At 60.3% G+C, this 25083-nt stretch carries 24 protein-coding genes; 5 read left to right on the forward strand and 19 right to left on the reverse strand.

The genetic code is table 11. The features are described from left to right. Positions 1 to 7 precede the first annotated feature (7 nt). Genes QO033_RS23295 through QO033_RS23315 form a run of 5 tightly spaced genes read right to left on the reverse strand, consistent with a single transcriptional unit; the run spans position 8 to position 6158 of the window. A complete protein-coding gene (locus QO033_RS23295; protein ID WP_028288577.1) occupies positions 8 to 1615 on the reverse strand; it encodes an acyl-CoA carboxylase subunit beta in 1608 nt (535 codons plus the stop codon). Next, the gene (locus QO033_RS23300; protein ID WP_028288576.1) at positions 1612 to 3003 is read right to left on the reverse strand and encodes a phenylacetate--CoA ligase family protein; all 1392 of its coding nucleotides are present in this window, start codon (positions 3001 to 3003) and stop codon (positions 1612 to 1614) included. Before QO033_RS23300 ends, QO033_RS23295 begins: the two co-directional genes overlap by 4 nt. A gap of 27 nt (positions 3004 to 3030) precedes the next feature. After that, positions 3031 to 4191 (reverse strand): acyl-CoA dehydrogenase family protein, encoded by a 1161-nt coding sequence (locus QO033_RS23305; protein ID WP_028288575.1) that lies wholly within the window; start codon positions 4189 to 4191, stop codon positions 3031 to 3033. A gap of 9 nt (positions 4192 to 4200) precedes the next feature. Further along, positions 4201 to 4980 (reverse strand): enoyl-CoA hydratase/isomerase family protein, encoded by a 780-nt coding sequence (locus QO033_RS23310; protein ID WP_028288574.1) that lies wholly within the window; start codon positions 4978 to 4980, stop codon positions 4201 to 4203. Then, positions 4977 to 6158, reverse strand: coding sequence for an acyl-CoA dehydrogenase family protein (locus QO033_RS23315; protein WP_028288573.1), 1182 nt, complete (start codon positions 6156 to 6158; stop codon positions 4977 to 4979). Before QO033_RS23315 ends, QO033_RS23310 begins: the two co-directional genes overlap by 4 nt. A 126-nt stretch (positions 6159 to 6284) precedes the next feature. On the opposite strand from QO033_RS23315, the gene QO033_RS23320 reads away from it, so the two are divergent. Together QO033_RS23320 and QO033_RS23325 are read left to right on the forward strand one after the other, a co-directional pair. Beyond that, entirely contained in the window at positions 6285 to 8285 is a 2001-nt protein-coding gene (locus QO033_RS23320) for an NADPH-dependent 2,4-dienoyl-CoA reductase (RefSeq protein ID WP_142494838.1), read from the forward strand. Positions 8286 to 8311: 26 nt separating this feature from the next. Beyond that, positions 8312 to 9832, forward strand: a complete 1521-nt coding sequence (locus QO033_RS23325; RefSeq protein ID WP_028288571.1) for a class I adenylate-forming enzyme family protein — start codon at positions 8312 to 8314, stop codon at positions 9830 to 9832. A gap of 461 nt (positions 9833 to 10293) precedes the next feature. On the opposite strand, the gene QO033_RS23330 is transcribed toward QO033_RS23325, so the two are convergent. Together QO033_RS23330 and QO033_RS23335 are read right to left on the reverse strand one after the other, a co-directional pair. After that, positions 10294 to 10998, reverse strand: a complete 705-nt coding sequence (locus QO033_RS23330) for a glutathione S-transferase family protein (RefSeq protein WP_204114574.1) — start codon at positions 10996 to 10998, stop codon at positions 10294 to 10296. Beyond that, the gene (locus QO033_RS23335; RefSeq protein ID WP_028288569.1) at positions 10995 to 11429 is read right to left on the reverse strand and encodes a DoxX family protein; all 435 of its coding nucleotides are present in this window, start codon (positions 11427 to 11429) and stop codon (positions 10995 to 10997) included. The genes QO033_RS23330 and QO033_RS23335 overlap by 4 nt, the downstream gene beginning before the upstream one ends. 98 nt (positions 11430 to 11527) lie before the next feature. Between QO033_RS23335 and QO033_RS23340 the strand changes: the two genes are divergently transcribed. Continuing rightward, entirely contained in the window at positions 11528 to 11956 is a 429-nt protein-coding gene (locus QO033_RS23340; protein ID WP_043753647.1) for a MarR family winged helix-turn-helix transcriptional regulator, read from the forward strand. Between the two features lie 87 nt (positions 11957 to 12043). On the opposite strand, the gene QO033_RS23345 is transcribed toward QO033_RS23340, so the two are convergent. From QO033_RS23345 to QO033_RS23370, 6 genes are all read right to left on the reverse strand, one after another. After that, positions 12044 to 12544 (reverse strand): DNA-3-methyladenine glycosylase I, encoded by a 501-nt coding sequence (locus tag QO033_RS23345; protein WP_204114573.1) that lies wholly within the window; start codon positions 12542 to 12544, stop codon positions 12044 to 12046. 305 nt (positions 12545 to 12849) lie between these two features. Next, positions 12850 to 13305 carry a PaaI family thioesterase gene (locus tag QO033_RS23350; protein ID WP_027264411.1) on the reverse strand — a complete coding sequence of 152 codons (456 nt, stop codon included), beginning with the start codon at positions 13303 to 13305 and terminating at the stop codon, positions 12850 to 12852. Positions 13306 to 13326: 21 nt separating this feature from the next. After that, a complete protein-coding gene (locus tag QO033_RS23355) occupies positions 13327 to 14031 on the reverse strand; it encodes an AraC family transcriptional regulator (protein ID WP_229669253.1) in 705 nt (234 codons plus the stop codon). A 4-nt stretch (positions 14032 to 14035) separates the two neighbouring features. Then, positions 14036 to 14890, reverse strand: coding sequence for an SDR family oxidoreductase (locus QO033_RS23360; RefSeq protein ID WP_218394044.1), 855 nt, complete (start codon positions 14888 to 14890; stop codon positions 14036 to 14038). Continuing rightward, positions 14887 to 16824: an AMP-binding protein gene (locus QO033_RS23365; RefSeq protein WP_204114571.1), complete on the reverse strand. Its 1938-nt coding sequence runs from the start codon at positions 16822 to 16824 to the stop codon at positions 14887 to 14889. Before QO033_RS23365 ends, QO033_RS23360 begins: the two co-directional genes overlap by 4 nt. 113 nt (positions 16825 to 16937) lie before the next feature. Then, a complete protein-coding gene (locus QO033_RS23370; protein WP_204114570.1) occupies positions 16938 to 17699 on the reverse strand; it encodes a glucose 1-dehydrogenase in 762 nt (253 codons plus the stop codon). An 89-nt stretch (positions 17700 to 17788) separates the two neighbouring features. On the opposite strand from QO033_RS23370, the gene QO033_RS23375 reads away from it, so the two are divergent. Beyond that, positions 17789 to 19189 carry a TetR/AcrR family transcriptional regulator gene (locus tag QO033_RS23375; protein ID WP_284483207.1) on the forward strand — a complete coding sequence of 467 codons (1401 nt, stop codon included), beginning with the start codon at positions 17789 to 17791 and terminating at the stop codon, positions 19187 to 19189. Here the strand turns inward: QO033_RS23375 and QO033_RS23380 are convergent. Genes QO033_RS23380 through QO033_RS23405 form a run of 6 tightly spaced genes read right to left on the reverse strand, consistent with a single transcriptional unit; the run spans position 19171 to position 24154 of the window. After that, positions 19171 to 19572, reverse strand: coding sequence for a PaaI family thioesterase (locus QO033_RS23380; RefSeq protein ID WP_204114568.1), 402 nt, complete (start codon positions 19570 to 19572; stop codon positions 19171 to 19173). The two genes, QO033_RS23375 and QO033_RS23380, sit on opposite strands and share 19 nt — an antisense overlap. After that, complete coding sequence (locus QO033_RS23385; RefSeq protein ID WP_204114567.1) at positions 19572 to 20054, reverse strand: PaaI family thioesterase; 483 nt, start codon at positions 20052 to 20054, stop codon at positions 19572 to 19574. Before QO033_RS23385 ends, QO033_RS23380 begins: the two co-directional genes overlap by 1 nt. Positions 20055 to 20066: 12 nt before the next feature. Then, the gene (locus QO033_RS23390; protein ID WP_321170059.1) at positions 20067 to 20879 is read right to left on the reverse strand and encodes an enoyl-CoA hydratase-related protein; all 813 of its coding nucleotides are present in this window, start codon (positions 20877 to 20879) and stop codon (positions 20067 to 20069) included. Then, entirely contained in the window at positions 20863 to 21717 is an 855-nt protein-coding gene (locus QO033_RS23395; RefSeq protein ID WP_057796873.1) for an SDR family NAD(P)-dependent oxidoreductase, read from the reverse strand. Before QO033_RS23395 ends, QO033_RS23390 begins: the two co-directional genes overlap by 17 nt. 9 nt (positions 21718 to 21726) lie before the next feature. Further along, on the reverse strand, positions 21727 to 22926 hold the full coding sequence (locus tag QO033_RS23400; protein ID WP_204114565.1) for an acyl-CoA dehydrogenase family protein: 1200 nt from the start codon (positions 22924 to 22926) through the stop codon (positions 21727 to 21729). 13 nt (positions 22927 to 22939) lie between these two features. Beyond that, positions 22940 to 24154 (reverse strand): acyl-CoA dehydrogenase family protein, encoded by a 1215-nt coding sequence (locus QO033_RS23405; RefSeq protein WP_204114564.1) that lies wholly within the window; start codon positions 24152 to 24154, stop codon positions 22940 to 22942. 134 nt (positions 24155 to 24288) lie between these two features. On the opposite strand from QO033_RS23405, the gene QO033_RS23410 reads away from it, so the two are divergent. Beyond that, positions 24289 to 25074 carry an enoyl-CoA hydratase-related protein gene (locus QO033_RS23410; protein WP_204114563.1) on the forward strand — a complete coding sequence of 262 codons (786 nt, stop codon included), beginning with the start codon at positions 24289 to 24291 and terminating at the stop codon, positions 25072 to 25074. Positions 25075 to 25083: the final 9 nt, after the last annotated feature.

Below are 25083 nucleotides of genomic sequence, written 5' to 3' on the forward strand. Positions count from 1 at the left end.
TCGCTCCTCACATCCTGAACACGCCGAAGTTGGTATCGACCTTGGGTCTGCGCGATGTCACATCCAGCATCAGCGCCATGACGTCACGGGTCTCACAGGGCTCGATCACGCTGTCGATCCAAAGGTTGGAAGCAAAATTATAGGCTCCCTGAAAATCTTCGTATTCCTTGCGGATCGGTGCCTTGAAGGCTTCCTCCTCCTCGGGGGTCCAGCTTTTGCCTTCGCGTTCGTTGATCTGCGCGCGGACCTGAGCCAGCACGCTGGCGGCCTGTTCCGGCCCCATGATTGCCGACCGTCCCGTCGGCCAGGCGAACATTGCGTCCGGCTGGAACGGGCGGCCCAGCATCGCCAGGTATCCGGCCCCGTAAGAGCCACCGGTGATGATTGTGAATTTCGGCACCCGGGCCGAAGACATGGCCGTGATCATCTTGGCGCCAGCCTTGGCAATGCCCATCTGCTCGACCTCGCGGCCCACCATGAAGCCGTTCACATCGGCCAGGAACAGCAGCGGAATATCACGCTGGACGCAGAGATTGATGAAATGCGTCGCCTTCAGCGCGGCTTCGACGAAAAGCACGCCTGTATTGGCGATGATCCCGACCTCGTGGCCGTGGATGCGCCCCCAGCCGGTCATGATCGTGTCGCCATAAAGCGGCTTGAATTCGTGAAAATCGCTCTCATCGACCAACCGAGCCACGATTTCGCGGTTGTCGGTCGGCACCTTGGGGTCGCGGCTGATGAGCCCATAAATCTCTTCGACCGGGTAGGCGGGCGCACGGGGCGTTTCGGGCGTCTTGCGGGGTTGGGGTTTTTCGCCAAGATGGCTGACAATTTCGCGCGTGATGGCCAGAGCGTGGGCGTCATCTTCGGCCAAATGGTCGGTCACACCGGAAACGGACGAATGCATCTTGCCGCCACCCAGTTCTTCGGCTTCGACCTTTTCGCCGGTTGCGGCAAAGGTCAATTCCGGTCCGCCCAGATACATAAAGCCCTGACCGCGCACGATCACCACTTCGTCACAGAGCGCGGGGATATAGGCACCACCCGCGGTGCAGGGCCCCATGACCACGGCGATTTGCGGCACACCATCGCCAGACATGCCGATCTGTTGGTGAAAGATGGAGCCGAACTGGCCTTCGTCGGGGAAAAGGTTGGCCTGGTCGGGCAGGAAGGCACCGCCGGAGTCCACGAGGGTGATGACGGGCAGGCGGTTTTTCCAGGCAATTTTCTGTGCCCGGACGTGTTTGCGGCAGGTGATCCCGAAATAGGTGCCGCCCTTTACGGTGGCATCATTGGCGATGATCATGCACTGACGGCCTTCGATCACGCCAATACCGGTAATGATGCCGGCGCCGGGTGGAACTCCCTTGTGCATATTCAGTCCGGCCAACTCGCCGAGTTCCAGAAATGGTGTGCCCGGGTCGATCAGCCGTTCGATCCGTTCGCGCGGCAGGATTTTGCCTTTGTCCACATGACGTTTGCGCGCCATTTCGGGGCCGCCGACGCGCTGTAAGAGCCGGAGGGCATGTAGTTCATCGACCTTTTCGCGGTAAGACACGTCGTTGGCGCGGAAGTCGTCCGACCCGCTGTCGAGAAGGGATTTCATTCTAGTCATGGCAGGTCTGGATATTTCCTGAGAACGAAGGCGACCTTAGCGGCGCCAGGTTTTTCGAAAGTGTCGGCCGCAACCAGGTGAACGTCGGCCTTGAAGACCAAGGAGTCGCGAAGCCGCTGCTCAATTTTCTTTTTGAGGGTGACGTCATCGGCCGGATCGCGATCGGGGCCCCGTTCGACAATCACCGTCAGCGCGCCCTGCGTGGTATGGCCCTCGAAATCGGCCACGATGCGCATGACGCCGTTGGTGTCCGGCACCATTTCGGTAACGATGCTGTTGATCGCCGACGGGAAGACATTGGCCCCGCGCACGATCAGCATGTCGTCGGTGCGGCCGGTGCAGCGGATCTTCGGTCCGGTGCGGCCGCAGGAGCATTCGGTATCGATCACTTCGATATAATCGCCTGACCGGAACCGCACGAGCGGGCTCGCCTGGCGGCCGAGCGCGGTATAGACCATCTCGCCTTCTGCGCCTTTTTTCCAGGGAATGATCCTGCCGCTCTCCGGGTCGAGCAGCTCGGTCAGGACATAATCCATGTTGACCATGTGCATACCCGACTGGGCGTCGCACTCGGCCCAGTATGTCACGCCCAGATCGGTGCCGCCCAGCATCTCGGTGCATTTCGCACCCCAGGCCTTTTCGATCTTTGCCCGAATTGCGGGAATGCCGCCGCCGGGTTCGCCGCCGACGATCACGCGCTCGATACCCAGTTCGCTGGCCTTGCAGCCAAGTACCTCGGGAGCCTTTTCGGCCAGGTGCAGCACAAAGTTCGGGGCGCCGACCACGCAACGCGTGCGGGTGTCGGCGCAGGCGCGCAGCAGCCGTTCCGCACCGCCATCGGCGCCCACCGGGACATCGATCGTGCCCATGTACTGCAATCCCTGCATCACGGGGATGCCGCCGACAAAGCCCTTGGCGAGCGAAAACGCGTGCAGCACCATGTCGCCCGGCCGCACGCCATTGGCAAAGAAACAGCGTGCCGTCATCTCGTGCCACATTTCGGCGTCGGATTCGGTCAGGGCCACATATGAGGGGCTGCCGGTCGTGCCCGACGATGCCTGCATTTGGATGATCTCGTACATGGGCGCGGCGCGGTGTTTGCCGAACGGCGGATCGGCGGCCAGGCTTTCGCGGATCTCGGTCTTGTAGGTATAGGGCAGTTTCTGCAGGTCTTCGATGGTGCGGATATCGTCGAATTCCACACCGGCTTTCGCGAACTTCTCCTGATAGAAAGTCGAGTTTGCCTTGAGATAGGCCATCTGATCGCGCAGTCGCTCTTCCTGAATACGGCGCACCTCGTCGAGCGGCGTGCCCTCGATCGCGTGCCAGAAGCGATCATTTACCTTGTCGGCGGCATCTTCCCGCCGGAAGCGCATTCCAAATTGCATGTCGTTCTCCGTTCCTAGCCGTGGCGATCAATAGGATCGTGGCAGGCCCATGACCTTTTCGCCGATAAAGCTCAGGCACAGTTCGCGGTTCACCGGCGCTGTGCGCAGCAGGCGGACCAGCGGGTACATTTCGTAAAGTCCCGTATCTTCGGTAAAGCCCGATCCACCATGCGCCTGAAGCGCCGCGTCGACCGCTTCGATCCCGGCTTCGGCGGCGGCATATTTCGCCATGTTCGACGACGCACCGGCAGGCAGCTTGTTGTCGAACTCCCATGCCGCGCGCCGGGTCATCAGACTGGCCATTTCGACTGCCGTATGCGCCTTGGCCATCGGATGCTGCACGCCCTGGTGCGCACCGATGGGTTGGCCGAACACATTGCGCTCGGAGGCATAGGCCACGCCCTTGTTCAGGGCGAACCGGCCGATGCCGCAGCACAAGGCGGCCAGGATAATACGCTCGGGGTTGAGGCTGTCGAACAGGATCGAGAACCCTTCGTCCACCTCGCCGACCACATCCTCGGGGCCGAGATCCACATCGTCGAAGAACAGTGTCCACTGCTCCTCGGGCAGGGGGATCGAGATCTTCACCCGCTGCTTGTGGACGCCTTTTTTCTTCAGATCCACGGCGAACAGGGTAAAGCCGTCGGTCTTGCGGCTGACCTCGGTATGCGGTTTGGTCCGCGCCACCACGAGGCAGTAGTCGGCCACTTCGGCCCCGGTGATGAAGGTCTTTTCGCCCGACAGGCTGAACCGGTTGCCTCGACGCTTGGCCAGCGTAGTGGCCTTCATCGTGTTCGACCCGGCCCCCGGTTCGGTGATCGCGAAACAGAACTGGATATCACCGCGGCAGGCGGCCGGCAGCAGTTCTTTCTTGTGGAACTCGCTCCCGTGGCTGGCGATATGGGCCAGCGACATGGTCGGCCCGACCACCATCATCAAAAGCGGAATGCCGTGATTGGCGGTGCCCTCCATGAACAGGGCCATTTCAGTCATACCAAGGCCCGCGCCGCCGAATTCCTCGGGCACCATGATGCCCAGGAAACCGTCATCGGCAATCTGCTTGAACATCTCGTGCGGGAACTCATGCCTGCGCGCGTGGTCCAGCCAATACGCATTGTCGTATTTCTGCGCCAGCTGGCCGCCATACTCGTAAATCTGGCGTTGTTCGTCGTTCAAAATGAAATCCATGTTTCGTCCTCAGGCCTTGAATTCGGGGGCGCGCCGGTTCTCGAATGCGTCGAGGCCCTCGGCCACGTCATCGCTGGGCAGTGCACGCACCGCGGCATCGCGCTCAAGCCGCATCTGCTGGTCGATACCAAGGTCCGCACCTTCGCGCGCCAACCGCTTCATCTCGGCGATGCCGGGACGCGAGCGGGTGGCGATCTTCTGGCAGTATTCCAGCGAGATCTTGTGCAGGTCCGCATCCGGCACGATGTAGTTGACCAGGCCGGCCTCTTTGGCCTCGTCCGACTTGAGCCAGCGGGCCGAGAACATCAGGTCGAGCGCCCGGCGCTGCCCCATCAACCGCGTCAGCCGCTGCGAGCCACCCCAACCGGGAATCAGCCCGAATTGCGCATGCTGATCGCCAAACTGGGCGCTTTCGGCCGCAAAGCACACGTCGCAGGCCAGCATCAGTTCGATCCCGCCGGCCAGACACAACCCCTGCACTGCGACTACGACAGGGAGGGAGGAGGTTTCGAGCGCACGCAGGTTTTTCATGCCAAAGGCGATGAAATGGTCCAGCGCGGCGGGATCGTTCAATTTACCTTTCACTTCCACCAGATCGGCACCGGTGCAAAAGTGCTTGCCCTGCGCCCGGATGAGGATCGCCCGAATAGCGGGGTTCGCCTCGAATTCCGCACGCGCGACAGAAATACGCTCATGCACCTCAAGTGACAGGCAATTGAATTTCTCGGGGCGGGCCAGTTCGATGATGCCGGTGTTGCCCTCGGAAGTGACGAGGATGGGGTCGCTCATTTCGAGGCTCCCTTCGCCTTCTTGTCATACTGCAGCGCCATGCGACCGACCTTCTCGCGGGCGATCACCAGCTTCTGGATCTGCGCGGTGCCGTCACCGATCTGCAAGCCGAGCACATCGTTGTAGCGCTGGTGGTGGGGCAGGTCGGTGGTGTAGCCGTAATGTCCGTGCAGGATCAGGCACTGGTGCAGGATCTCGCAGGCGGTTTTGGGCAGGTACCATTTGCACATGGCGGCCTGAGAGGTGTGGGGCAGGCCACGGTCGCGCAGGTCCAGCGTGTAATAGCAAAGCTGGCGCATCATGGTCAGTTGGGTCTCGGCCTCGGCCAAGGGAAAGCTGACACCCTGATACTGCACGATCGGGGCTCCGAATGCCTCGCGCTCCTGAACGTAGGCCCAGGTTTCATCCACCGACGCTTGCGCGGCCCCCAGGCACTCCAGCCCGATCAGTGCGCGGGAATAGTCGAAGCCCGCCATGATCGTGCCAAAGGCACGGTCCTGTTCCGCCATCATGTTTTCAGCCGGCACGAAAACATCGTCAAAGAAAACCGAGCCGCGCCCGACAGGCTTGGTGCCGATGTCGTCAAAATGGGTGCGCTTGATGCCTTCCTGGTTCAGATCGACGAAAAAGGCGCTGACCCCGCGTGAGCCGCCGTCAGGATCGCCGGTACGGGCAAAGACGACCGCCGCATCCGCCTGACTGGCAAAACTCATGGATGTCTTTTCACCGTTCAGCCGCCAGCCGTTGCCGGATTTCTCGGCCCTCAGAATCAGGTTCGCCGCATCCGAACCGCCGCGCGGCTCTGTCAGGCCCAGGCCAATGACCGCATCACCCGAAACAACCTTGGGCACCCATTCCGACGCGATGTCCTTGGAGGCATGTTTGGCAACCATTCCGCCCATGAGAGAGCCCAGAAGCTGCACGTAACTTGCGTTGAAATCGGCATAGGCGATCTCTTCGACGATCAGCCCTGACGTGACAGAGCTTTCGCCGAGACCCCCGAATTCCTCGGGCAGATCGGCCCCGATCAGCCCCAGTGCGCCCATCTCCTTGATCAGCGCACGGTCGAATGTATGGCCGCTGGCGCGTTCTTGATATGTGGGCGAAAGCCTTTCAGTTGCGAAGCGCTTTGCGGTCTCGCGAAACGCCTTCTGATCGTCTGTAGGCTGGAATTGCATCGGTGCTCCTCCTCGTGAGCGAAAATCTTCTTTCCAAAAATCTAACAAATGTTAGAATGTATATCAAGTGCAGTTTTGAGGAGGAGAACCAAAGTGAAAAATAGACCAGATGGAAGCTTTGAAACCATGCTCTCGCCCATCCGCGCAGGCCAGCATACATTGCGAAATCGTGTCATCATGGGGTCGATGCACACGCGGTTGGAAACCGAGCCTGACGGCATAGCTAAACAGATCGCTTTTTACTCTGAGCGGGCGCGGGGGGAGGCGGCGATTCTGGTCACCGGCGGGTTTTCGCCCAATGCCGAGGGCATATTCGATCCAGAAGGTCCGAGAATCGATGACCCGGAAGAAGCGCTTGACCTGCGCCCGATCTGCGAGGCGGTGCAGGCCGAAGGCAGCCTGATCTGCGCGCAACTCCTCCACGCCGGGCGCTATGCCAAGATCGAAGGGTGTGTGGCCCCGTCGCCGATCCGCGCCCCGATCAACCGTTTCATCCCGCGTGAAATGACCGAAGCCGACATTCTCCGTACCATCGAGGATTTTGCCGTGGCGGCCGCCAATGCGCTGGCCGCAGGCTTTGATGGCGTCGAGATCATGGGGTCCGAGGGATACCTGATCAACGAATTCACCGTCACCCACACCAACAAGCGCCAAGACGACTGGGGCGGCAGCGCCGCGAACCGCCACCGATTCCCGGTCGATATCGTGCGCGCGGTGCGCGAACGTTGCGGCCCCGACTTTCTGGTCATCTACCGGATTTCGGCGGCCGATCTGGTCGAGGGCGGCGCGCCCGCCGATGAAATTGCCGCACTGGCCCGCAAGATCGAGGCTGCGGGTGCGGATATCCTGAACACCGGCATCGGCTGGCATGAGGCCCGCGTGCCGACGATCGCCTACCCGGTGCCGCGCGGTGCCTGGCGCAAGGCGGCAGCCAACGTCAAAGCGGCGGTGTCGATCCCGGTAGTCGCCTCGAACCGGATCAACACACCCCAGCTTGCAGAAGACATACTTGCCTCTGGCGATGCGGACATGATCTCGATGGCGCGCCCGTTTCTGGCCGATCCGCATTTCGTGAAAAAGACGCGCGAGGGCCGCGCAGACGAGATCAACACCTGCATTGCCTGCAACCAGGCCTGCCTGGATTTCATTTTTTCGGACCGGCCGGTCGGATGTCTGGTCAATCCAAGGGCCGGGCGTGAAACGGAATTCCGGGATACGCCAACCGACACGCCAAAGAAAGTGGCCGTCGTTGGCGGTGGTGCCGCGGGCATGGCCACAGCCGCCGAGGCGGCACGGCTGGGCCACGATGTCACCCTGTTCGAAGCGCAGGACAAATTGGGCGGTCAGCTGAATCTGGCCCGCGCCGCACCAGGCAAGGACGAATTCGACGAAACCCTGCGGTATTATGCCGGTCAGATGCAGAAACACGGGGTCACGCAGCGTCTGGGACAGCGGGCAGAGGCGAGCGATCTTGAGGGATTTGACCATGTGGTCATCGCCACCGGGGTCACGCCGCGCATTCCCGACCTGCCGGGTATCGACCATCCCAGCGTCGCGACCTACGCCGAAATTCTGTCCGGTGACCGCGAGGCGGGCGACCGTGTCGTGGTGATGGGGGCGGGGGGCATCGGTCATGATGTGGCCGAGTTCCTAGTGACCAAACCCGCCGAGACCGCGAATTCCGACGTCTTTTGCGAAACCTGGGGAGTGGACCCCGAATTTGTCTCCTCGGGTGCCCTGGCGGGCGACCCTCTGGCACCGAAGCCGTCGCGCCGCAAGGTCGTCATGCTGCAGCGCAAGACCGCTAAACCGGGCGCGGGGCTTGGTGTTTCGACAGGGTGGATCCTGCGCAACGCGCTGCGCAAACATGGGGTCGAGGCAATGGGCGGGGTGACCTATGAACATATCGACGATGCGGGGCTGCACATCGTCGCGGACGGAAACCCGACGGTCATCGCAGCCGATACAATTGTGCTGTGCACCGGTCAGGAACCGGAACGGGCCCTGGCCAAAGAGGTTGTAGCGCGCGGCGTCCTGGTTACGATGATCGGCGGGGCAAAGGAGGCCGCCGAACTGGATGCGCTGCGCGCCATTGATGAGGGCGTGCGCCTGGCGCAGGATCTCTGAACCGAGGCTCGGGCAAGGGGGAAACTATGCTGACCGGCGTCATCCGCGCGGGGCGCGCTGATCTGTATTCGATCTTTCGAACCCGCGCACATGACTGCGCCCGCGCCCTCGCCATCGAGGACGGCAGCAGGAAACTGACCTATGCAGAACTGCTGGAGCGGGTCGATCGTCTGGCGGCTGTCTTTCTGGCACGAGGCGTGGCGCCCGGAGACAGGATCGCGATCCTGTCGCATAACCGCTCAGAATACCTGGAGGTCGAACTTGCAGCAGCGGGAATCGGCGCGATCGTCGCCTGTCTGAACTGGCGGCTTGCCCCCGATGAACTGCGGCACTGCATCGATCTGGTCGAGCCGGTTCTCGCGGTTGTCGAACCGGAACTTTCAGAAGCTTACCGCGCCGTCGCGTCGACACCCTGTCTAACCGTCGGGCCAGACCTGGAAACGGCCATTGCCGGGGTCGAGCCGGACCCGCGCACCGGAACCATGGTTGACGACCCCGAGGCCGGTCTGACGATCCTCTATACCTCGGGGACCACGGGCCTGCCCAAGGGGGCGCATATCAGCCACCGCGCGCATATCGCCCGATCCATGGTTTTTGCGGCCCAGCTGGCGCTGGATCCCGGCGACGGGTTCATCGCCTGGGCGCCGATGTTCCACATGGCCTCCACCGATCATGCGCTGGCAACGATCCTGCGGGGTGGGACCGTGGTGATGGTGGACGGGCTGCAGCCCGCCGTCATCAACGAGGCGCTGTCACGCCACAGGATCGGCTGGTTCGTGATGATGCCCGGGGCACTGGAGGCTTTTATTAACGAACGGCACGCCAACCCTTTGCCGCTGAAGGGGATCAAGGTTTGCGGCGCAATGGCTGATCTGGTGCCGCCGCATCAGATCGCGGAACTGACCGGTCTTCTGGACACGCCCTATCTGAATTCCTTCGGGGCGACCGAAACCGGCCTGCCGCCGGGAACCGCCGATCTGATCGCGCCGGGTGTGACCCCGGACCGGCTGTCCAAGCGCATCAGCGCCTTTTGCGAGGTGCGGCTGGTCGATCCCGACGACCGCGAAGTCCCCGATGGAACGCCGGGCGAAATGGCGCTTCGGGGTCCGACGCTGTTTTCCGGGTACTGGAACGCCGACGACACCAATGCCCGTGACTTTCGCAACGGCTTTTTCCACATGGGCGATCTGTTCCGGCGCAATGCGGACGGCACCGTCGACTTTGTGGATCGGGCGAAATACCTGATCAAGACCGGAGGTGAAAACGTCTATCCGGCGGAAATCGAACGTGTGCTTCTTTCTCATCCCGATGTGATCGATGCCGCCGTGGTAAGGGCCTTCGACGCGAAATGGGGGGAAAGCCCGGTGGCCTTTGTCGCCTGTGACGATGACGGGCCGGATGCCGAGGCGCTGCTGAACTTGTGCCGCGAAAGCCTCGCTGGCTATAAGCGACCACGCGAAATTCGCTTCATCGCGTTCGAGGATTTTCCCAGATCGACCAGCGGCAAGATCCAGCGGCATATCCTCGAAGCCCGGCTCGCAGATTAATTTTCGCTCTGACCCGATCGTCAGCCAGCCACGCCAGTTCGCCCCAATAGCGATAAAAGCGTTCTTATCCTCGTTGCCACGAGCTTCTTATCCCCGCCCTTTGGAGTAACCCCCTGAAAGTGATCCACCATCTGGGATAGATTGACCCGCGATTGATGCGCAGCCCTCTGTCGGACTACACGGCTAGGGTTTTCCGGGTGTTTGAGCTCAGGAGGATTCGTAGATCCCTGAGCCATTCATCAATGCGATCGGTGGTTTGTTCCCGGTTTCGCTGTGGGGGCAGCAGTAACCCTGCGCATCGCACGGACGGGCATGGACTGCCGGCAATTGCCGGTTGGGGCTGCTGCGGGCCTTCAAGGGAAAGTCGGCGACTATCCGATGTGCGGGACAAAGCGGACATTCGCCAAGCGACCTCAAACGTCCGGTTCTGTACTGCGGCCCGACAAAACGATATCAAGTGATCAGCGGTCAGCCGATCGCACCTGTGTAACTGTCTTCTTCGGCCCTCCTGTCTGCATGATCTGGGACAGGTAAGAATTGCGCCGTCTGATGAAGTCACGCAGAAGGGTCGGGTAATCTTCACTGACGGCATTCTTCACAGAAACCCGACGCTCCAGTTCATGTCGCCAGGCCCTTACACGGGCAAGCCCTGTGAAGACGCCAAACTCTCCGATGGTGTCAAAAACGTCGAAATAGCGGAAGACCGGGCCGAATACGACATCGACGAGGCTGAACCGGTGGCCATCGAACCATGGTCCCTCCCCAAGCTCCGCGTCCAGCCGAAGGAACTTTGCGCGGAGCGCCGCCACTTTTTCTTCCAACGCTTTCTCGTTCGGCGCCGAGTAGAACCCCGCAATGTCGTTCAAGACAGCAGATCCAAATTCAATCCAGGCACGGTGGCGGGCGCGATCAAGAGCGTCGTGCGGATGAAGCGCGTGGGGTTGTGTATCCTCAAGATATTCGAGGATAACCGCAGATTCGAAAATCGGCGTCCCGTCCACAACCAGGACAGGCGTCTTGCCCAGCGGAGATATGGCAAGAAACCAGTCGGGCTTGTTCGAAAGATCGATGTCAGTTCTCTCGAACGTGACACCTTTCTCAGTGAGCGAGATCGCCGCGCGCTGCACATATGGGCAGGCCGCATGGCTAATGAGGTGGAGGCTCATGTTGTCTCTCCCTCCATCTGCACGTTACCGGGCGCGAAGGAAGGGCTGAGGGCGAAACGGCCGTCGCCCAGAAGCCCTTGCACGATGGCAAGCAGCGTCAGATAGGCCGGGTATTCCCACCCGCCGTTCTCGTATCCGAACATCCAGCCGTTTCCGGAGTGAGCCCAGGTCGCTCCGGCCAGGATGGGCACGGTCGCCGACGCGACCCACCGCGCCTGTATGCCGAGGACCAAAAAGGCACCGGCAATCGCCTCGACTGCAAATACCATATAAGCAAACCAGCCGGGCAGCCCGATCGAAATGAAGAACTGCGCCGTTCCGGGAAGTGTGAAAATGAAGAGCTTGAGAAACAGGCTGTGCGCCAGGAACATGATACCGAGTGCTATACGGAGCAGGAATATCCCAAATTCTGTGAGGTGCGATTTTGACATGATATGATCCCATATGTCGATGCATTTGCATCTATATATAGCGCGTTACATGCGACGTCAAGGTTGATGCACTTGCATGCACATGATAGGTGCTGGATATGAACGAGATTGACCATGCTACTGAGGCCGCCTGGACAGCCCTCATGACTAAAAGCCGCGTTTTGCTTGAGGCTGTCGAATCGTCTCTGAAATCGGCAGGATACCCGCCACTTGCATGGTATGACGCGCTTCTCGAACTCGAGAAGGCAGGCCCGGACGGACTCCGTCCATTCGAACTCAAAGACCGGATATTGTTACCCCAATACGGTACATCGCGGTTGCTGGACCGCATGGTGAAAGCAGGGCTGGTGGACCGACGGGACTGCTCGGAAGATGGGCGAGGTCAAAACATTTCTATCTCTGAAAAGGGTAAATCTGTCAGGAGGGCGATGTGGCCGATCTATGAACGGGTTCTGTCGGAAAGGATCGGCGCAAAGCTGAAACCCAAAGACGCCGCTCAATTGGCCACGCTACTCTCAAGGCTCTGAAGTCTCGGTCGACTGACGCGAAACCTGTCTGTGACTTTCCACGCTAAGTGGCCTTGATTTTTTTCACGTTAATTGGCCGACAGTTGCCTATGTCGGTGTGCGAAGGGTATTTCGGGCTGTTTCGACGTCCTTTCGCATCCAACAGACTTCTGCGTGATCGTTGATACATCCCATGGCCGGCATGAATGCATATACGGTGGTCGGTCCCACGAATTTGAAGCCAAGCTTTCGTAGGTCTTTGGAAAGGGTCTCGGACGCTGTTGATTTGGACCGCATTTGTGGCAGTGCGTCGTCCTTGGCAGGTTCATATAGCCAGATGAATGCGGCGAAGGAGCCTTCCTCTTGGACGACCTCGAAAGTACGGCGAGCGTTGTTGATCACGGCTTCGATCTTGCCTCGATAGCGAACAATTCCTTCATCGGCAAGTAGGCGCTCAATGTCGTTGTCGTCAAAGTTCGCAACTCCCCGAAAGTCGAACCCGGCGAAGGCAGCACGAAAGTTCTCGCGCTTGGCCAGAATGGTGCGCCAGCTCAGCCCTGACTGGAAACTCCGGCGTGACGGCAGCCCATCGGCACCGTGGGCGTCCATCCGTTCCAATTACGGTTGCAGCATCAGGCCGCTGCCGCATAAACTTGAACAGAAACCGAACCAGATCCTCCGTTACGATACAGTCTCAGCTCTCCGAAAAACCCTGACGACGGACAATCGGCGACCGCACTGCTAAAAGCTAACATTACCGCTTGACAGGTCTGAACCTGCTGGCGGCGATCTGGATACCGCGCGCGCCTACGGGAAACGGTTGGCCGAGGTCGCGAGCCGCTGGAACAGCTGATCCAGCTGTCTGAATAATCGGCCCGGCCGCCCGGATCGGATGTGCTGCGGCCGGGTTGCGCTCAGTCCGCGACCCCCGCCCGCCCGATCAGCGCCATGAGCGTTCCGGTCATCGTTGCGACGAGCTTTTCATCCTGGCCCTTCACGGCATAGGCACGCGCCTCGCATATGGTCAGCGTCCTGCCTGGTTTCACCACGTCAGCGACGAAGCGAAACCGTTCGCCGTCCGCCGGGTTGAGTAGGTTGATCTTGAATTCGGCCGTCAACACTGCCGCGTCCGCTGGCATCAGCGAAAAGGCCGCGTATCCGCAGGCGCTGTCCAGCGCTGTCGACACGATTCCGGCATGCAAAAACCCATGCTGCTGGGTCAGTGCAACCTGATGTGCCATTTCCAGAACGATGCGGCCGGGTAACAACTCGGCAATGCTGATCCCCAACGTGTTCATCACCTTCTGGCGATCGAAACTGTTGCGCACGCGTGCGTCATAGTCGGGGTTTTTCGGTTTGAATTGTGTCATGGCGGGTCTTCCTCTTCGATTTCATTCGTCAATGACCAATCTTAGGCGGTCTTTGAGGCGCGTATCTTGTAGCGAAAGGTCAAAACGACGCGGAATAGACAGAGCGCGCAACGCGCCGGGCGGTTTGCCGGCGAAGATCCGGCAAGCGGCGGACAAGTGAGATTGATCGTAATATCCGGCGTCCAGCGCCAGATCGCTCAGCGGCAGGGTCTTTGACGCAAGCTGCCCGAGAGCCCGGCGAAAGCGTCGCAAGGTCGCAAGCCGCCGCCGCGACACGCCGGTTTCCGCCCGCACCTTTCGACGTTTGGTCCGGTCGCTGTAAGCTCCGGGTGGTGCGGCAAAGCGCAGGTCTCTCGCAAGGCCGTCAAGCACCGCGATGAGCGCAGGCAGGTCATCGTCCCCGGTCTGAACCCGGGCCAGTTCTGAGGCCAGCATGTCCAGCCCTTTGGAGTCGGGAAATCGCTGCGGTCGTGACGACAGTCGCAGCCCGGCCACGACACCCTGGAATGGCCTTGGGCGGGGCGAAAAATAGGGGCGCGGTTCTGCCAGCGATACGCGCCCGCCGCCGCTGTCGTCGCGCGTTACCGAAAGGGTAAAGAGGTCGGTTGCGAACCGCCCGCGTCCACCACCGCTCAGCACACCGGTATCGCGGAACACGAACAAATGGTCGATCTGTTTGGCCGCTTCCTCAGGCGGCGCCAGTTCGAGATAAAGCGGCGCCGCCATCAGGTTACTTGACGAAAGCATCCCGGTTCTCGGCGACGAAATCGGCAAATCGGCGCGCCGGGCGTCCCATCACATCGCTGACCGTGGTCTCGATGCCGGCAAGGTAGCCCTTGGGCGCGATGGAAGCCAATTCGACCATGGCTCTGGCGACCTCGTCCTGCATTCCGCCAGCCACCATGCCCGCCTTGGCATTTTCGGCCGGCAGGGGTGCGCAGGAGACAGTGCGCCCGGTCACCCTGGACAGGAGGGCGGCGATATCTTCTCCGGTAAGAGCTTCGGGCCCGGTCAGACCAAGAGCCTTGCCTTCGTAACCCGGAGCGGTCAGCGCCTCGGCGGCGACATCCGCGATGTCGCGGGCGTCGATCCAGGCCACGGGGCCGCCCAGATCGTCATAGTACACGGCGTCCTTTGCAATGTTACCGGCCTGCCACAGCAGGTTCTGCATGAAATAGGTCGGCTGGACAAAGGTCCAGTCAAGGCCGCTTTGCTTCAGCAGCTCCTGGGTTTCGGAATGCCACTTTCCAAAGGTCAGCCCCGCCTTGGGCGACGCGCCAAGCCCCGTGGCCACAACGATATGGCGCACGCCCGCGGCCTTGGCCGCCTCGATCACGTTCGCCTTCCACTGGCGCATGTTCAGATGGGCAGGCGTGACCAGGTATATCTTTTCTGCCCCGTCACAGGCCCGCGCCAGCGCGGCAGGGTCCGTGAAATCCGCGACGACCGCCTCGCATCCTTTGGCCTTTAGCGCGTCTAACTTTGAGAGGTCGCTGGTGACAGCGCGCACGGTCGCGCCTTTTGCCAGAAGCGTGTCGACGAGGGGCGCACCAGTCGTGCCCGTGGCTCCGAAAACAGTGATCATGACTTTTCCTTTTGCAGGTCTGCGATGGGCTGAATGGTTTCCGGGTTGCTGATCGACGACAGATCGCCTGGATCTTCACCGAGAAAGGCGGCGCGCACGACACGGCGCATGGTTTTCATGCTGCGGGTCTTGGGCAGCGCTTCGACAAAGTGGATCTCGCGCGGGCGGAAGGGTTTCGAGACGATCTCCCCGACACGATCCTTGAGCCGGTTCACGAGCTCCGCGTCCGGCGACACATTTGGTGCCGCCACGCAGACGCAGACGACAGCCACGCCCTTGATGTCATCAGGTGCCGCGATGGCCGCGGCGTCCACCACCTCTCCGGTTTCGGTCAGGGCCGCCTCGATCTCGGGCGGGCCGATGCGTTTGCCGGCGATGTTCAGCGTGTCGTCCGACCGGCCCAGGATATACCATGTCCCGTCCGGATCGCAGCGCACCCAGTCGCCGTGCCGCCAGAGGCCGGGGAAGGTGGACCAGTAGGTGTCAAGGTAGCGATCGCGGTCCCCCCTGATGGCCGGGGTCAGACCCAGAGGCGGCTGGGTCACGACCAGTTCGCCGACCTCGCCCGGTGCGGCTTCGCTGCCGTCCTGGCGCAGAACCTTGGCCCCGACACCCAGGGCCTGGGCCGAAAATCCGCCGGGCTTGAGCTCGTGCAGCACGGTCGAGGTCAGGATCGCGCCAAAAAGCTCGGTCCCGCCCGAGATGTTCAGCGGCACGGCGCGGCGGCGACAGATATGATCGAGCTGCCAGAGCCAGGCATCCTCGGTCCAGGGCTCGCCGGTCGAGGCGACGATGCGCAGGGACGACAAGTCGTAGCCCGACAAAGATTCAGTATCCTGCGTCATGAACTGCCGTACCAGGGTCGGGGCCACGCCGAGATGCGTGACCTCCATCTCGGACGCAAGACGCAGCAGCCTGAAGGGATCGCCGGGCATTGATGGTGCGCCCTCGGCCAGCACCAGAGTCGAACCGGACAAGAGCACCGATAAAAGGGTGAGCGGTCCCATGACCCACCCCATGTCGGTCATCCAGAGGTGCCGGTCATCCCGTTTCATGTCGAGGCAAAGCAGGAAATCGGCCGTGGCCTTGGCCTGCACGCCCAAATGGGTATGCACGACACCCTTGGGCCGCCCGGTGGTGCCCGATGTATAGGCGATGAGAAAGGTGTCATCGGCACTGACGGGAACGGCGGCAAACTCCGGACTGGCGCGGCCCACTGTTTCGGTCCAGTCCAGATCGCGGGCCGGATCGGCCACCGCATCGCCAAACCGTCGCAGGCTGATCACGGTATGAACCGATGGTACGTCGGTCAAAGCTTGGGCAAGGGTCGCTTCCATCCAGACCGGCTTGCCTCGCCGGGGTGTGGCATCCGCCGTCAACACCGCCACGGCATCCGCGTCGTTCAGGCGCGATACGATGGCATGGGGCGCAAAACCGGAAAACAGCGGCACCGCAACCGCGCCCAGCCGGGCAATACCCAGAAGCGCGGCCTCGATTTCGGGGATCATCGGCATATAGATGCCCACCGCCTGACCGGGCCTTACACCGCGCGTGGCAAGGGCCGAGGCGACGCGGGAGGCTTCGGCGGTAAGGTCGGAATAGGTCCAGCGGCGGCGGCTTCCGTCTTCGCCGACCCAGTCGATTGCGACCTTGTCGCCCAAGCCATCGGCAATTCGGGCGTCAAGACAGGTTTCCGTCAGATTCAAAGTACTCCCGACGGCCCACCGGATCGATTCGGGCCCTTCGGAGATATCTCGCAACCGGCTGTAGGGCCGCGCGAACCGTATCCCGGCATGGTCAATGATCTGCCCCAAGAACCAGTCTGGGTCTTCATTCGAACGGCGGACGAGTTCCTCGTAACTGTCAATGCCGCAGCCCCTCAGAAATGCGGTCAGCGTGCTTGTCCGCTGGATGTCAGAGCCTGGCTGAAACATTCGCAACCTTTCTAGAATGAAAAAGGGCCGCATATAAGGCGCGGCCAGTCGGGGAGGTAACTCTTGGCACGGTATGGCAGCAGCGCCTTGAGTCCGGCGCTGCTGCCAGCGTTTTAACCGTGCATGGACAGGCCGCCCGAAACCGAAATCACCTGGCCGGTAATGAACCCTGCGTCGTCCGACGACAGGAAGCAGATGATGCCAGGGTAATCCGTCGGCTGCGCAAGACGCTTCATCGGAATCGCCCGCTTGAGACCTTCGGCGATCTTTTGACCGGCCTCGCCCTCGGCAACCTGAGCGAACAGCGGCGTATCGGTCGGGCCGGGGGCGACCGCATTCAATTGAATACCTTTACGCGCCAGTTCGCGCGCTACGGTTTTGGTGAACGAGATGATGCCACCCTTGCAGGCCGAATACACGGCTTCGCCGGATGATCCGACGCGTCCGGCGTCGGACGCGATGTTGACCACACGGCCGCCGCCGTTCTTGACCATGCCCGGAAGCACCGCGTGATGCATATTCAGCGGACCGTAAAGATTTATGTCGATGACCTTTTTCCAAAGGTCGGGATCGGTGTCGAGGAACGGTTTGATCACGTCCCAGCCCGCGTTGTTCACCAGCACATCAATCGGTCCGCCGGATTCGAACTCGGCGACGGCCTTGTCGACCTGTGCGCGATCGGTGATATCCGCCTGAAATGCAGTCGCTTTTCCGCCGGATTCAGTGATTAGTTTGGCGGTTTCATCCGCTCCGGCTTTGTTCAGATCGAAAACGGCGACTTCGGCACCCTCCGCGCCGAACCGTTCGCAAACCGCTCGGCCAATGCCGCTCCCACCGCCGGTCACGACGACCCGTTTTCCACTCAACCCTCGCATGTGGAGGTCCTCCTCTTCCGTTGCACCTTGAAAAGAGCTTGATTCGACACTCTCTCCGATGTAATCTAACAGTTGTTAGATTAATTGCAATGGACAGCCTCATCTACGACAAGTATCGACACTGGATGGCACGACAGATTGAAGATACCAGGATAGTGAATGACGATCTAAGCAAGTCGGAGAGGACCCGCGAAGCCATACTCGCTGCGGCCGCGCGACTTTTTCGGTATGAAGGCTATCACGCAACGACTATGCGCGACATCGCGCAGGAAGCTGGCATTGAGGCCGGCAGCATTTATTATCATTTTCAATCCAAGGACCAGATTCTGAGCGAAGTTCTCGATCTTGGCGTCCGTCAACTATATCAGGCGGTCAGTGAAATTGTTCGGTCGGCACCGACAAGTTCGGAGGATTTTCGCAAGACTTTCGGACTGCTGATTGAAACACATCTGACCTATCTCTTGACCGACAGCGACTTCACGTCAGCCAATATTCGGAACTATCCGATGTTGTCGGACGAAACACGCGCCCCGCATCGCGAATTGCGTGCATCATATGCAGGGGCCTGGGGCAAATTCCTGAATGACGCCAAACGCGCCGGCCACCTTCGAAGCGACATATCCACTGCTGTGATCCGCCAGTTCATCCTGAGTGCCATGAACTGGACCGTAGAATGGTACGATGTCGACAAGTATCCGGTGCGCATCCTCGCGGAACGAATGAGTAAGCTGATACTTGACGGAATGTGTCCACATCGCAAGGCGGGTACCGAAGGCTTGAAGCTGTGCCCCGCCACTCCCGCCAAAACCCCGGATCCCGACAGCAAGGCGGCTAAGACCCGTGCAGAAATTCTAAAGGCCGCAGCGCGCGTTCTGAGGGACAATGGCTACAAGGCGACCACGCTGAGAAAGATCGCGGAAGAAGCGGACATGAAAGCGGGCAGCGTCTATTACCATTTCAACTCCAAAGAAGCGATCGTTGACGAAGTTCTAAACGCCGGACTGAGGGACTTGCTATCAGGTGTCGAAGCCGCCGTTCGGAAATTCGATGCCCCGTACGATCATCACGCCAAGATAGCGACTGCAATCTGGGCGCACCTGGATTTCCTCTTCAAGGCAAGTGAATTCACCTCGGCGAATATCAGAAGCTATGGAATGCTCCCCAATCATTTCAGGGAGAGGCACAGGGGTATTCGCCATGAGTATGGAAAACTCTGGGATCGGATACTCCGTGAAGCTCAGGACGACGGTGCCATACGGTCGGATATCAAGATCGGCCCCTTGCGCCAGGTGATGTTGGGTGCCTTAAACTGGACGGTGGAATGGTTCGACCCGAACAAGGCAGGAGTGGAAGGATATCTATCACTGCCTGAATTCTCCAGCATGCTCATCTATCTGTTACTGGAAGGCATTTGTAACCGGGAAGCGGCCCCGTCCACAGGACAAGGTAGCCCTGAAAGCGGTTGCCCCGGTCAGACCAGAAGGAAGTGATACAGCCCTTCGGCAACCGCCTTTTCCCGATCCGTCTGCCAGCTGAGCACGCTGACGCTTGCCATCCGCTTGCCTTTGCGCGTGACGTTAGCGCGCGCAAAAAGCGGTCCCTTCACACCGGGTCTGAGGTAATCGACGGTCAGGTTGATCGGCTTGGCCGGAACGTCGGCGAAATCGGGCTGTACCGCGATGGCGGCAGTGGCCTCCATAAAACTCGCGATTATGCCGCCATGGTAGTACTCCATGATCGGGTTACCGATATGGGGGTCATCAAAGGTCATCTCCGCCTCAGCATGGAGACTGTCTAGACTTCTGACCTCAAAGTTGAGAAATCGGAAGAACGGCACCCGGGAAACATTGGCATTGACAGTTTGCACGTCCATCACGAGGTTTTTCCTTTTGTCATTGCGTCAAACAGGCTGGTTTCGCCGCGCGTCAATGCAAACGAGGCGGTTCCCCTGGCTATTTCAGCATCCTCATGGCCCGCGAACCAGACGCTGCCGGAATTGAAGGCGATGTGGCGGGTCTTGCGAAAACAATGCGCTTGAACGATGACATCCGCGCGCGAACGGGCCGGGCGCAGGTAATCAACTCTGAGGTCAAGAGTGGCCATGGTACTGACGCCTTCGATGGCAACAAAGTTCGCCAGTCCAAAGACACTGTCCAGAAGTGCCGTCAGGATACCACCGTGGAGCAGCGATTGTTCCGCATCGACGCAAAAGTCCGGATTGAACGGCATCCGAACCCGAACACGTTCGGTCGAGACCTCTTCGATCTCAAGCGCCATATGCGTTATCAGACCCTTGCCGCGCGCATTCCACATCTGCGCGATTTGCTCCATCTTCTTTTGGGTGATGTCTGACATGCGATCTTTCCTTTAACGCCCCGTGAAATTGGGTTTTCGTTTTTCGACGAACGCAGCAACCGCCTCGTGGTGGTCTTCGGTCTGATGCATGAGCGCCTGATAGGCCGCCGCGGAATTCAGAAAATCCGGCAGGTCCATCCGTTCGGCATTGCGCATCAGACGCTTGGCGACCCGCACCGCGCGCGGCGGTTTCGCGGCGATGACAGCGGCCCGTTCGCGGGCCCGTTCCATCAATTTTTCATGAGGCACAAGTTCAAGCACCATACCAAGCTCCAGCGCTTCCTTGGCCTCGACCATGCGCCCTGAGAAGGTCAGATCGGCGGCCTTCTGGTGGCCCAGACGACGCAACAGGAACCAGCTGCCCGCATCGCCCGGAATGATTCCGAGATTCAGAAACACTTCGCCGAACCTTGCTTTTTCCGACGCGATGCGCATGTCGCACATCATGGTCAGGTCGCACCCCGCGCCCACCGCCGGGCCGTTGACTGCGGCGATGGTCGGAATATCCATGTTGTAGAGCGCAAGCGGCAGCCGCTGCACCCCATCAACATAGCTCTGCGCCGCCGCCAGCGGCTCCTTGCGGAACACGCTGTCGGGATCGTTCATTTCCTTGATGTCGCCGCCGGCACAAAAGGCCGGGTCGGCGCCGGTCAGGATCATCACGCTGACCTGAGGATCGGCCTGCACCTTGGCGAAGGTCTCCAGAAGGGCAGCGATCATGTCGTTTCCGGTGACCGGGTTGCGCCGCTCGGGATCGTTCAGCGTAACCGTGGCGATCCTGCCGGAAATCTCCAGAAGGACTGGGTGTTTACTCATTCTTGCCATCTCCCCGTTCGCGTTTCTCGAACATCGCGGGGTTGATCATGTCCCGCGCGTCATGACCCATATGCAAGGTCTCACCGCCGTCTACATAAATGTCTTCTCCGGTGATGAAACCGCCAAGTTTCGAGGCCAGGAAAATGATCGTGCCTGCGATGTCCTCGGCCGCCCCCATCCGGTTTAGCACCGAGCGGTTCAGCTTTTTCCACTGTTCCGGCGGAATCGGATAGCGGCCAAGCGCATCGGTCTTGATCGTGCCCGGCGCGACACAGTTCAGCCGGATGCCGTACTCGCCCCATTCGGCGGCCAGCGTTTTCATCATGCCCGTTACACCGGCGCGGGCGGCGACGGTGTGTGTAAAGCCGGTAAGCGCGGTGCGCGCCGAGATGGCGGTGACAAACACAACCGATCCACCATTGTCGTACATGAAGTGATCCGCCGCTGCCCGGGTCATCTGCCAAGACCCGATCAGGTTGTTGCGGATCACGGCTTCGAAGCCCTTGTTGGTGATATCGCGGGCGGCCGCGATATACTGGCCGCCGGCATTGTTCACCAAAACATCCAACTGCCCATAGTGGTCCTTGATCCGCCCCATCGCAGCTTCGATACTGTCTTCGTCGCGGGTGTCTCCGGGCACGACAAAGGCCTCGCCCCCCGCCGCCCGGATCATTTCGGCGGTCTCTTCCAGCGGCTCTTCGCGGCGCGCGAACAGCGCAAGCCTGGCCCCGCAAGCGGCCATTTCGATCGCCGTCGCCCGGCCCATTCCAGATCCGGACCCCGTGACCAGGGCAACCTGGCCCGCCATGAGATCCGACGCGTAACGCCTTGATTTCGCTTCGCTCATGTTCCGCCCCTAATTCTTCAGCAATTCGCCAGAAATGATGAGTTTGCGAACCTCCTGGGTGCCTGCGCCGACCTCAAGCACGCGACCGGTCCGGTACAGCCGGTTCACTTCTGTATCACGCATGTAACCCGAGCCGCCGTGAATCTGGACAGCTTTGTCCAGCACGAAGGATGTCGCCTCAGCGGCCTTGTAGATCGCCGCAGCGGTGAGCTTGTGGATTTCGCCGCGCCCGCCTTCGCCCTCTTCGAGGCCTTCACACATGGCAGCGGTGCGCAAGGACAGGCTCCGCGCGGCCTCGATCTGCGTATACATGTCGGCCAGCATCGCCTGAACCATCTGAAAACTGGCGATCGGTTTGCCGAATTGCTGGCGTGTCTTGGCGTAGTCGATGGAAATATCCAGCGCCCGCTGCGCAATGCCCAGAGCGTTGAAACAGACGATGGCACGTTCCAGATCAAGTCCGGACATGGTAACGGCAACCCCGCCATCCAGCTTGCCGACCATGTTTCTGGCCGGAACACGGCAATCTTCGAATACCAGTTCGCCCGTCGGCGAGCCGCGGAATCCCATCTTGTTGAGCTTCTGCGCCACCTTGAAACCGGGCGTGTCGGTTTCCACGATAAAGGCGGAAATGCCCTTGGCCCCTTTTTCGGGCGATGTCTTGGCATAGACCAGCACCAGATCGGCAATCGGCCCATTGGTGATGTAGATCTTGGCGCCGTTCAGGATGTAGTCGTCGGCATCCTTTTTGGCCGTGGTCCGCATCGAGCCAAGCGCATCAGACCCCGCGCCGGGTTCGGTCAGACCCAGGGCGCCGATCAGCGTTCCGTTGCACAGACCTGGCAGGTATTTTCGGCGCAGATCGTCATTGGCGTTGCGATAGATGTTGTTGACGCACAAATTGTCATGCGCCACATGAGTCAGCCCAATCGCGGCAGAGGCCCGCGACAGCTGTTCGGTGATGATGCAGGCCGAGGTGAAATCCAAACCAGCGCCGCCGAATTCCGGCGGCACGTTCAGTCCCAGATAGCCCATTTCGCCCAGCTTGGGGAAAACCGAAGACGGCAGGTCATCAGTATCGTCCATTTCCGCATTCAGATGGTGGAATTCGGACATGAAGAACTTGCCGGCCTGATCGGCCAGGGCCTGCTGTTCGTCCGTCATGAAATGTGTTGGCAGAGCGGTGTCGTTGCGCAGTTGCTTGTTCATTGTCTCGTCCCCCTCAGGCGCGCAAAAGTTCTTCGGCAATGATGATCTTGCGGACTTCGCTTGTTCCCGCGCCGATCTCCAACAATTTGTTGGCGCGGAACAGCCGGTTGATCTCGGTGTCCTGCATGTAGCCAGAGCCACCATGAATATGACAGGCTTCGGTCACCGCCTTGTTGAATGCCTCGCCTGCGTAAAGACAGGCCGCCGCGGTCAGTTTGTGGATTTCGCCACGGCCCCCGGCCCCTTTTGGTAGGCCCGTACAGGCGGCCAGTGCCCGATAACCGAATGCGCGCGCGGTTTCGACCTCGGTGTAGATCTCGGCCAGTTTCGACTGCATCATCTGGAAACTTGCAATCGGTTTGCCGAATTGTTCGCGAATCTTGGCGTATTCCAGCCCTAGTTCCAGGGCGCGTTCGGCCATGCCAACGCAGACTGAGGCAACCATAGCACGCTCCAGATCCAACCCGCTCATTACCACCGAAACGCCGGTGTTTTCCGGTCCAACCATGGCGGATGCGGGTACGCGGCAATCCTCAAACACCAGTTCTCCGGTTGGCGAGCCGCGAAAGCCCATTTTGTCAAGCTTTTGCGCCACCTTGAAACCGGGATTGTCCGTCTCGATGATGAAAGCAGAAATGCCCTTGGCGCCCTTCGACTTGTCGGTTTTGGCATAAAGCAGGATCACATCGGCAATGGGGCCGTTGGTGATGTAAATCTTCGAGCCGTTGATGACATAATCATCACCGTCGCGGCGGGCAGTGGTGGCCATGGATCCGAGCGCATCGGATCCCGCACCCGGTTCGGTCAGGCCCAAAGCACCGACGAGCTCGCCCGAGCAAAGGCCCGGCACGTATTTCTTCACCTGCTCTTCGGAGCCGTTGCGCAGCAGGTTATTCAGGCACAGGTTGTCATGCGCCCCGTGCGAGAGGCCCACAGCCGGGTTCCACTTCGAAATCACCTCGGACACCAGCGCCTGGGTGAACTCGTTCTGCCCCGATCCGCCCAGCTCCTCCGGCGCGGTAATCCCCAGCAGGCCCAGCTCGCCCATCTGCTTGAACAGATCATCGGGCCACCATTCCTCGTCATCCATGCGCGCCTGCAGCGGGTGCAGCACCTCGCGCGATACCCGATCCACGTGATCGACGATCTGGCTTTGCTCATCAGTCAAAGAATAGTTCGCCCTGATGGCTTCCAGATCAGCCGCGATAGCCTCACTTTGAGTGGTCATATCATCCTCCCGAAAAATGTCGTCCGCAGTGTTGACCAAAATCAAACATATGTTAGAAAATAGATCAAGCCAAGCTTTTGACGACCTGACGTAAGAAAGCGCGGTGTCCTGAATACAGGGGGGGAGCTTCGGAAATGACTGAGAGCGTTGTTCAATCGCAGGCGCTCGGCAAAGAAGTGCGTATCACGATTCGACGTCCTGACAATCGAAATGCCCTCAACCGTGAGGTCGCAGACGGGATCATGGCCGCCATATGTGCTGCCGAGACGGACAGCGATTGCCGCGTGATCGTTCTGACCGGCGAGGGCGAGCGCGCCTTCTGTGCCGGGGGCGACATCAAGGCGGGGGCGGATGGCGGCCCGTTTGTTCAGGATCCGGCGGACCCGGATCATTTTGCCGGAAGGTTGTTCGAGACGATACAGGCGTGCCGAAAGCCAACGATCGCGCGCATCAATGGCGTCGCGATGGGGGCGGGAGCGGGCATCATCTGTGCCTGCGATCTGGCTGTGATGGCGGATCATGCCCGCATCGGAACGCCGGAAGTGAAGGTAGGTCTGTTTCCCATGACGATCGTGCCACCCATGATGCGCGTGCTGCCCCGGCGGAGGCTGATGGAGATGTTCATCACCGGCGTTCCTCTGACGGCCGAGGAAGCCCTGCAGTTCAATCTGGTCAACTATGTGACCGATGCCGCGGGGCTGGACGACAAGGTTGCAGAACTGGTTGCCCAGATCGCCGCGCAGTCGCCGAGCGCGATCCGGCTGGGAAAATACGCCTGTCACGCGATGGAGGACATGACCTATCCGCAGCAGATGCGGTTTGCAGAAACACTGTTACCGCGTGTGGCGCAGACCGAAGACGCGCGCGAAGGCTTTGATGCCTTTATTGAGAAGCGCAAACCCGAATGGACGGGCCGCTGATCAAACGGG

The sequence above is a fragment of the Pseudodonghicola flavimaris genome, from assembly GCF_030164425.1.
In the GTDB taxonomy this organism is placed as follows: domain Bacteria; phylum Pseudomonadota; class Alphaproteobacteria; order Rhodobacterales; family Rhodobacteraceae; genus Pseudodonghicola; species Pseudodonghicola flavimaris.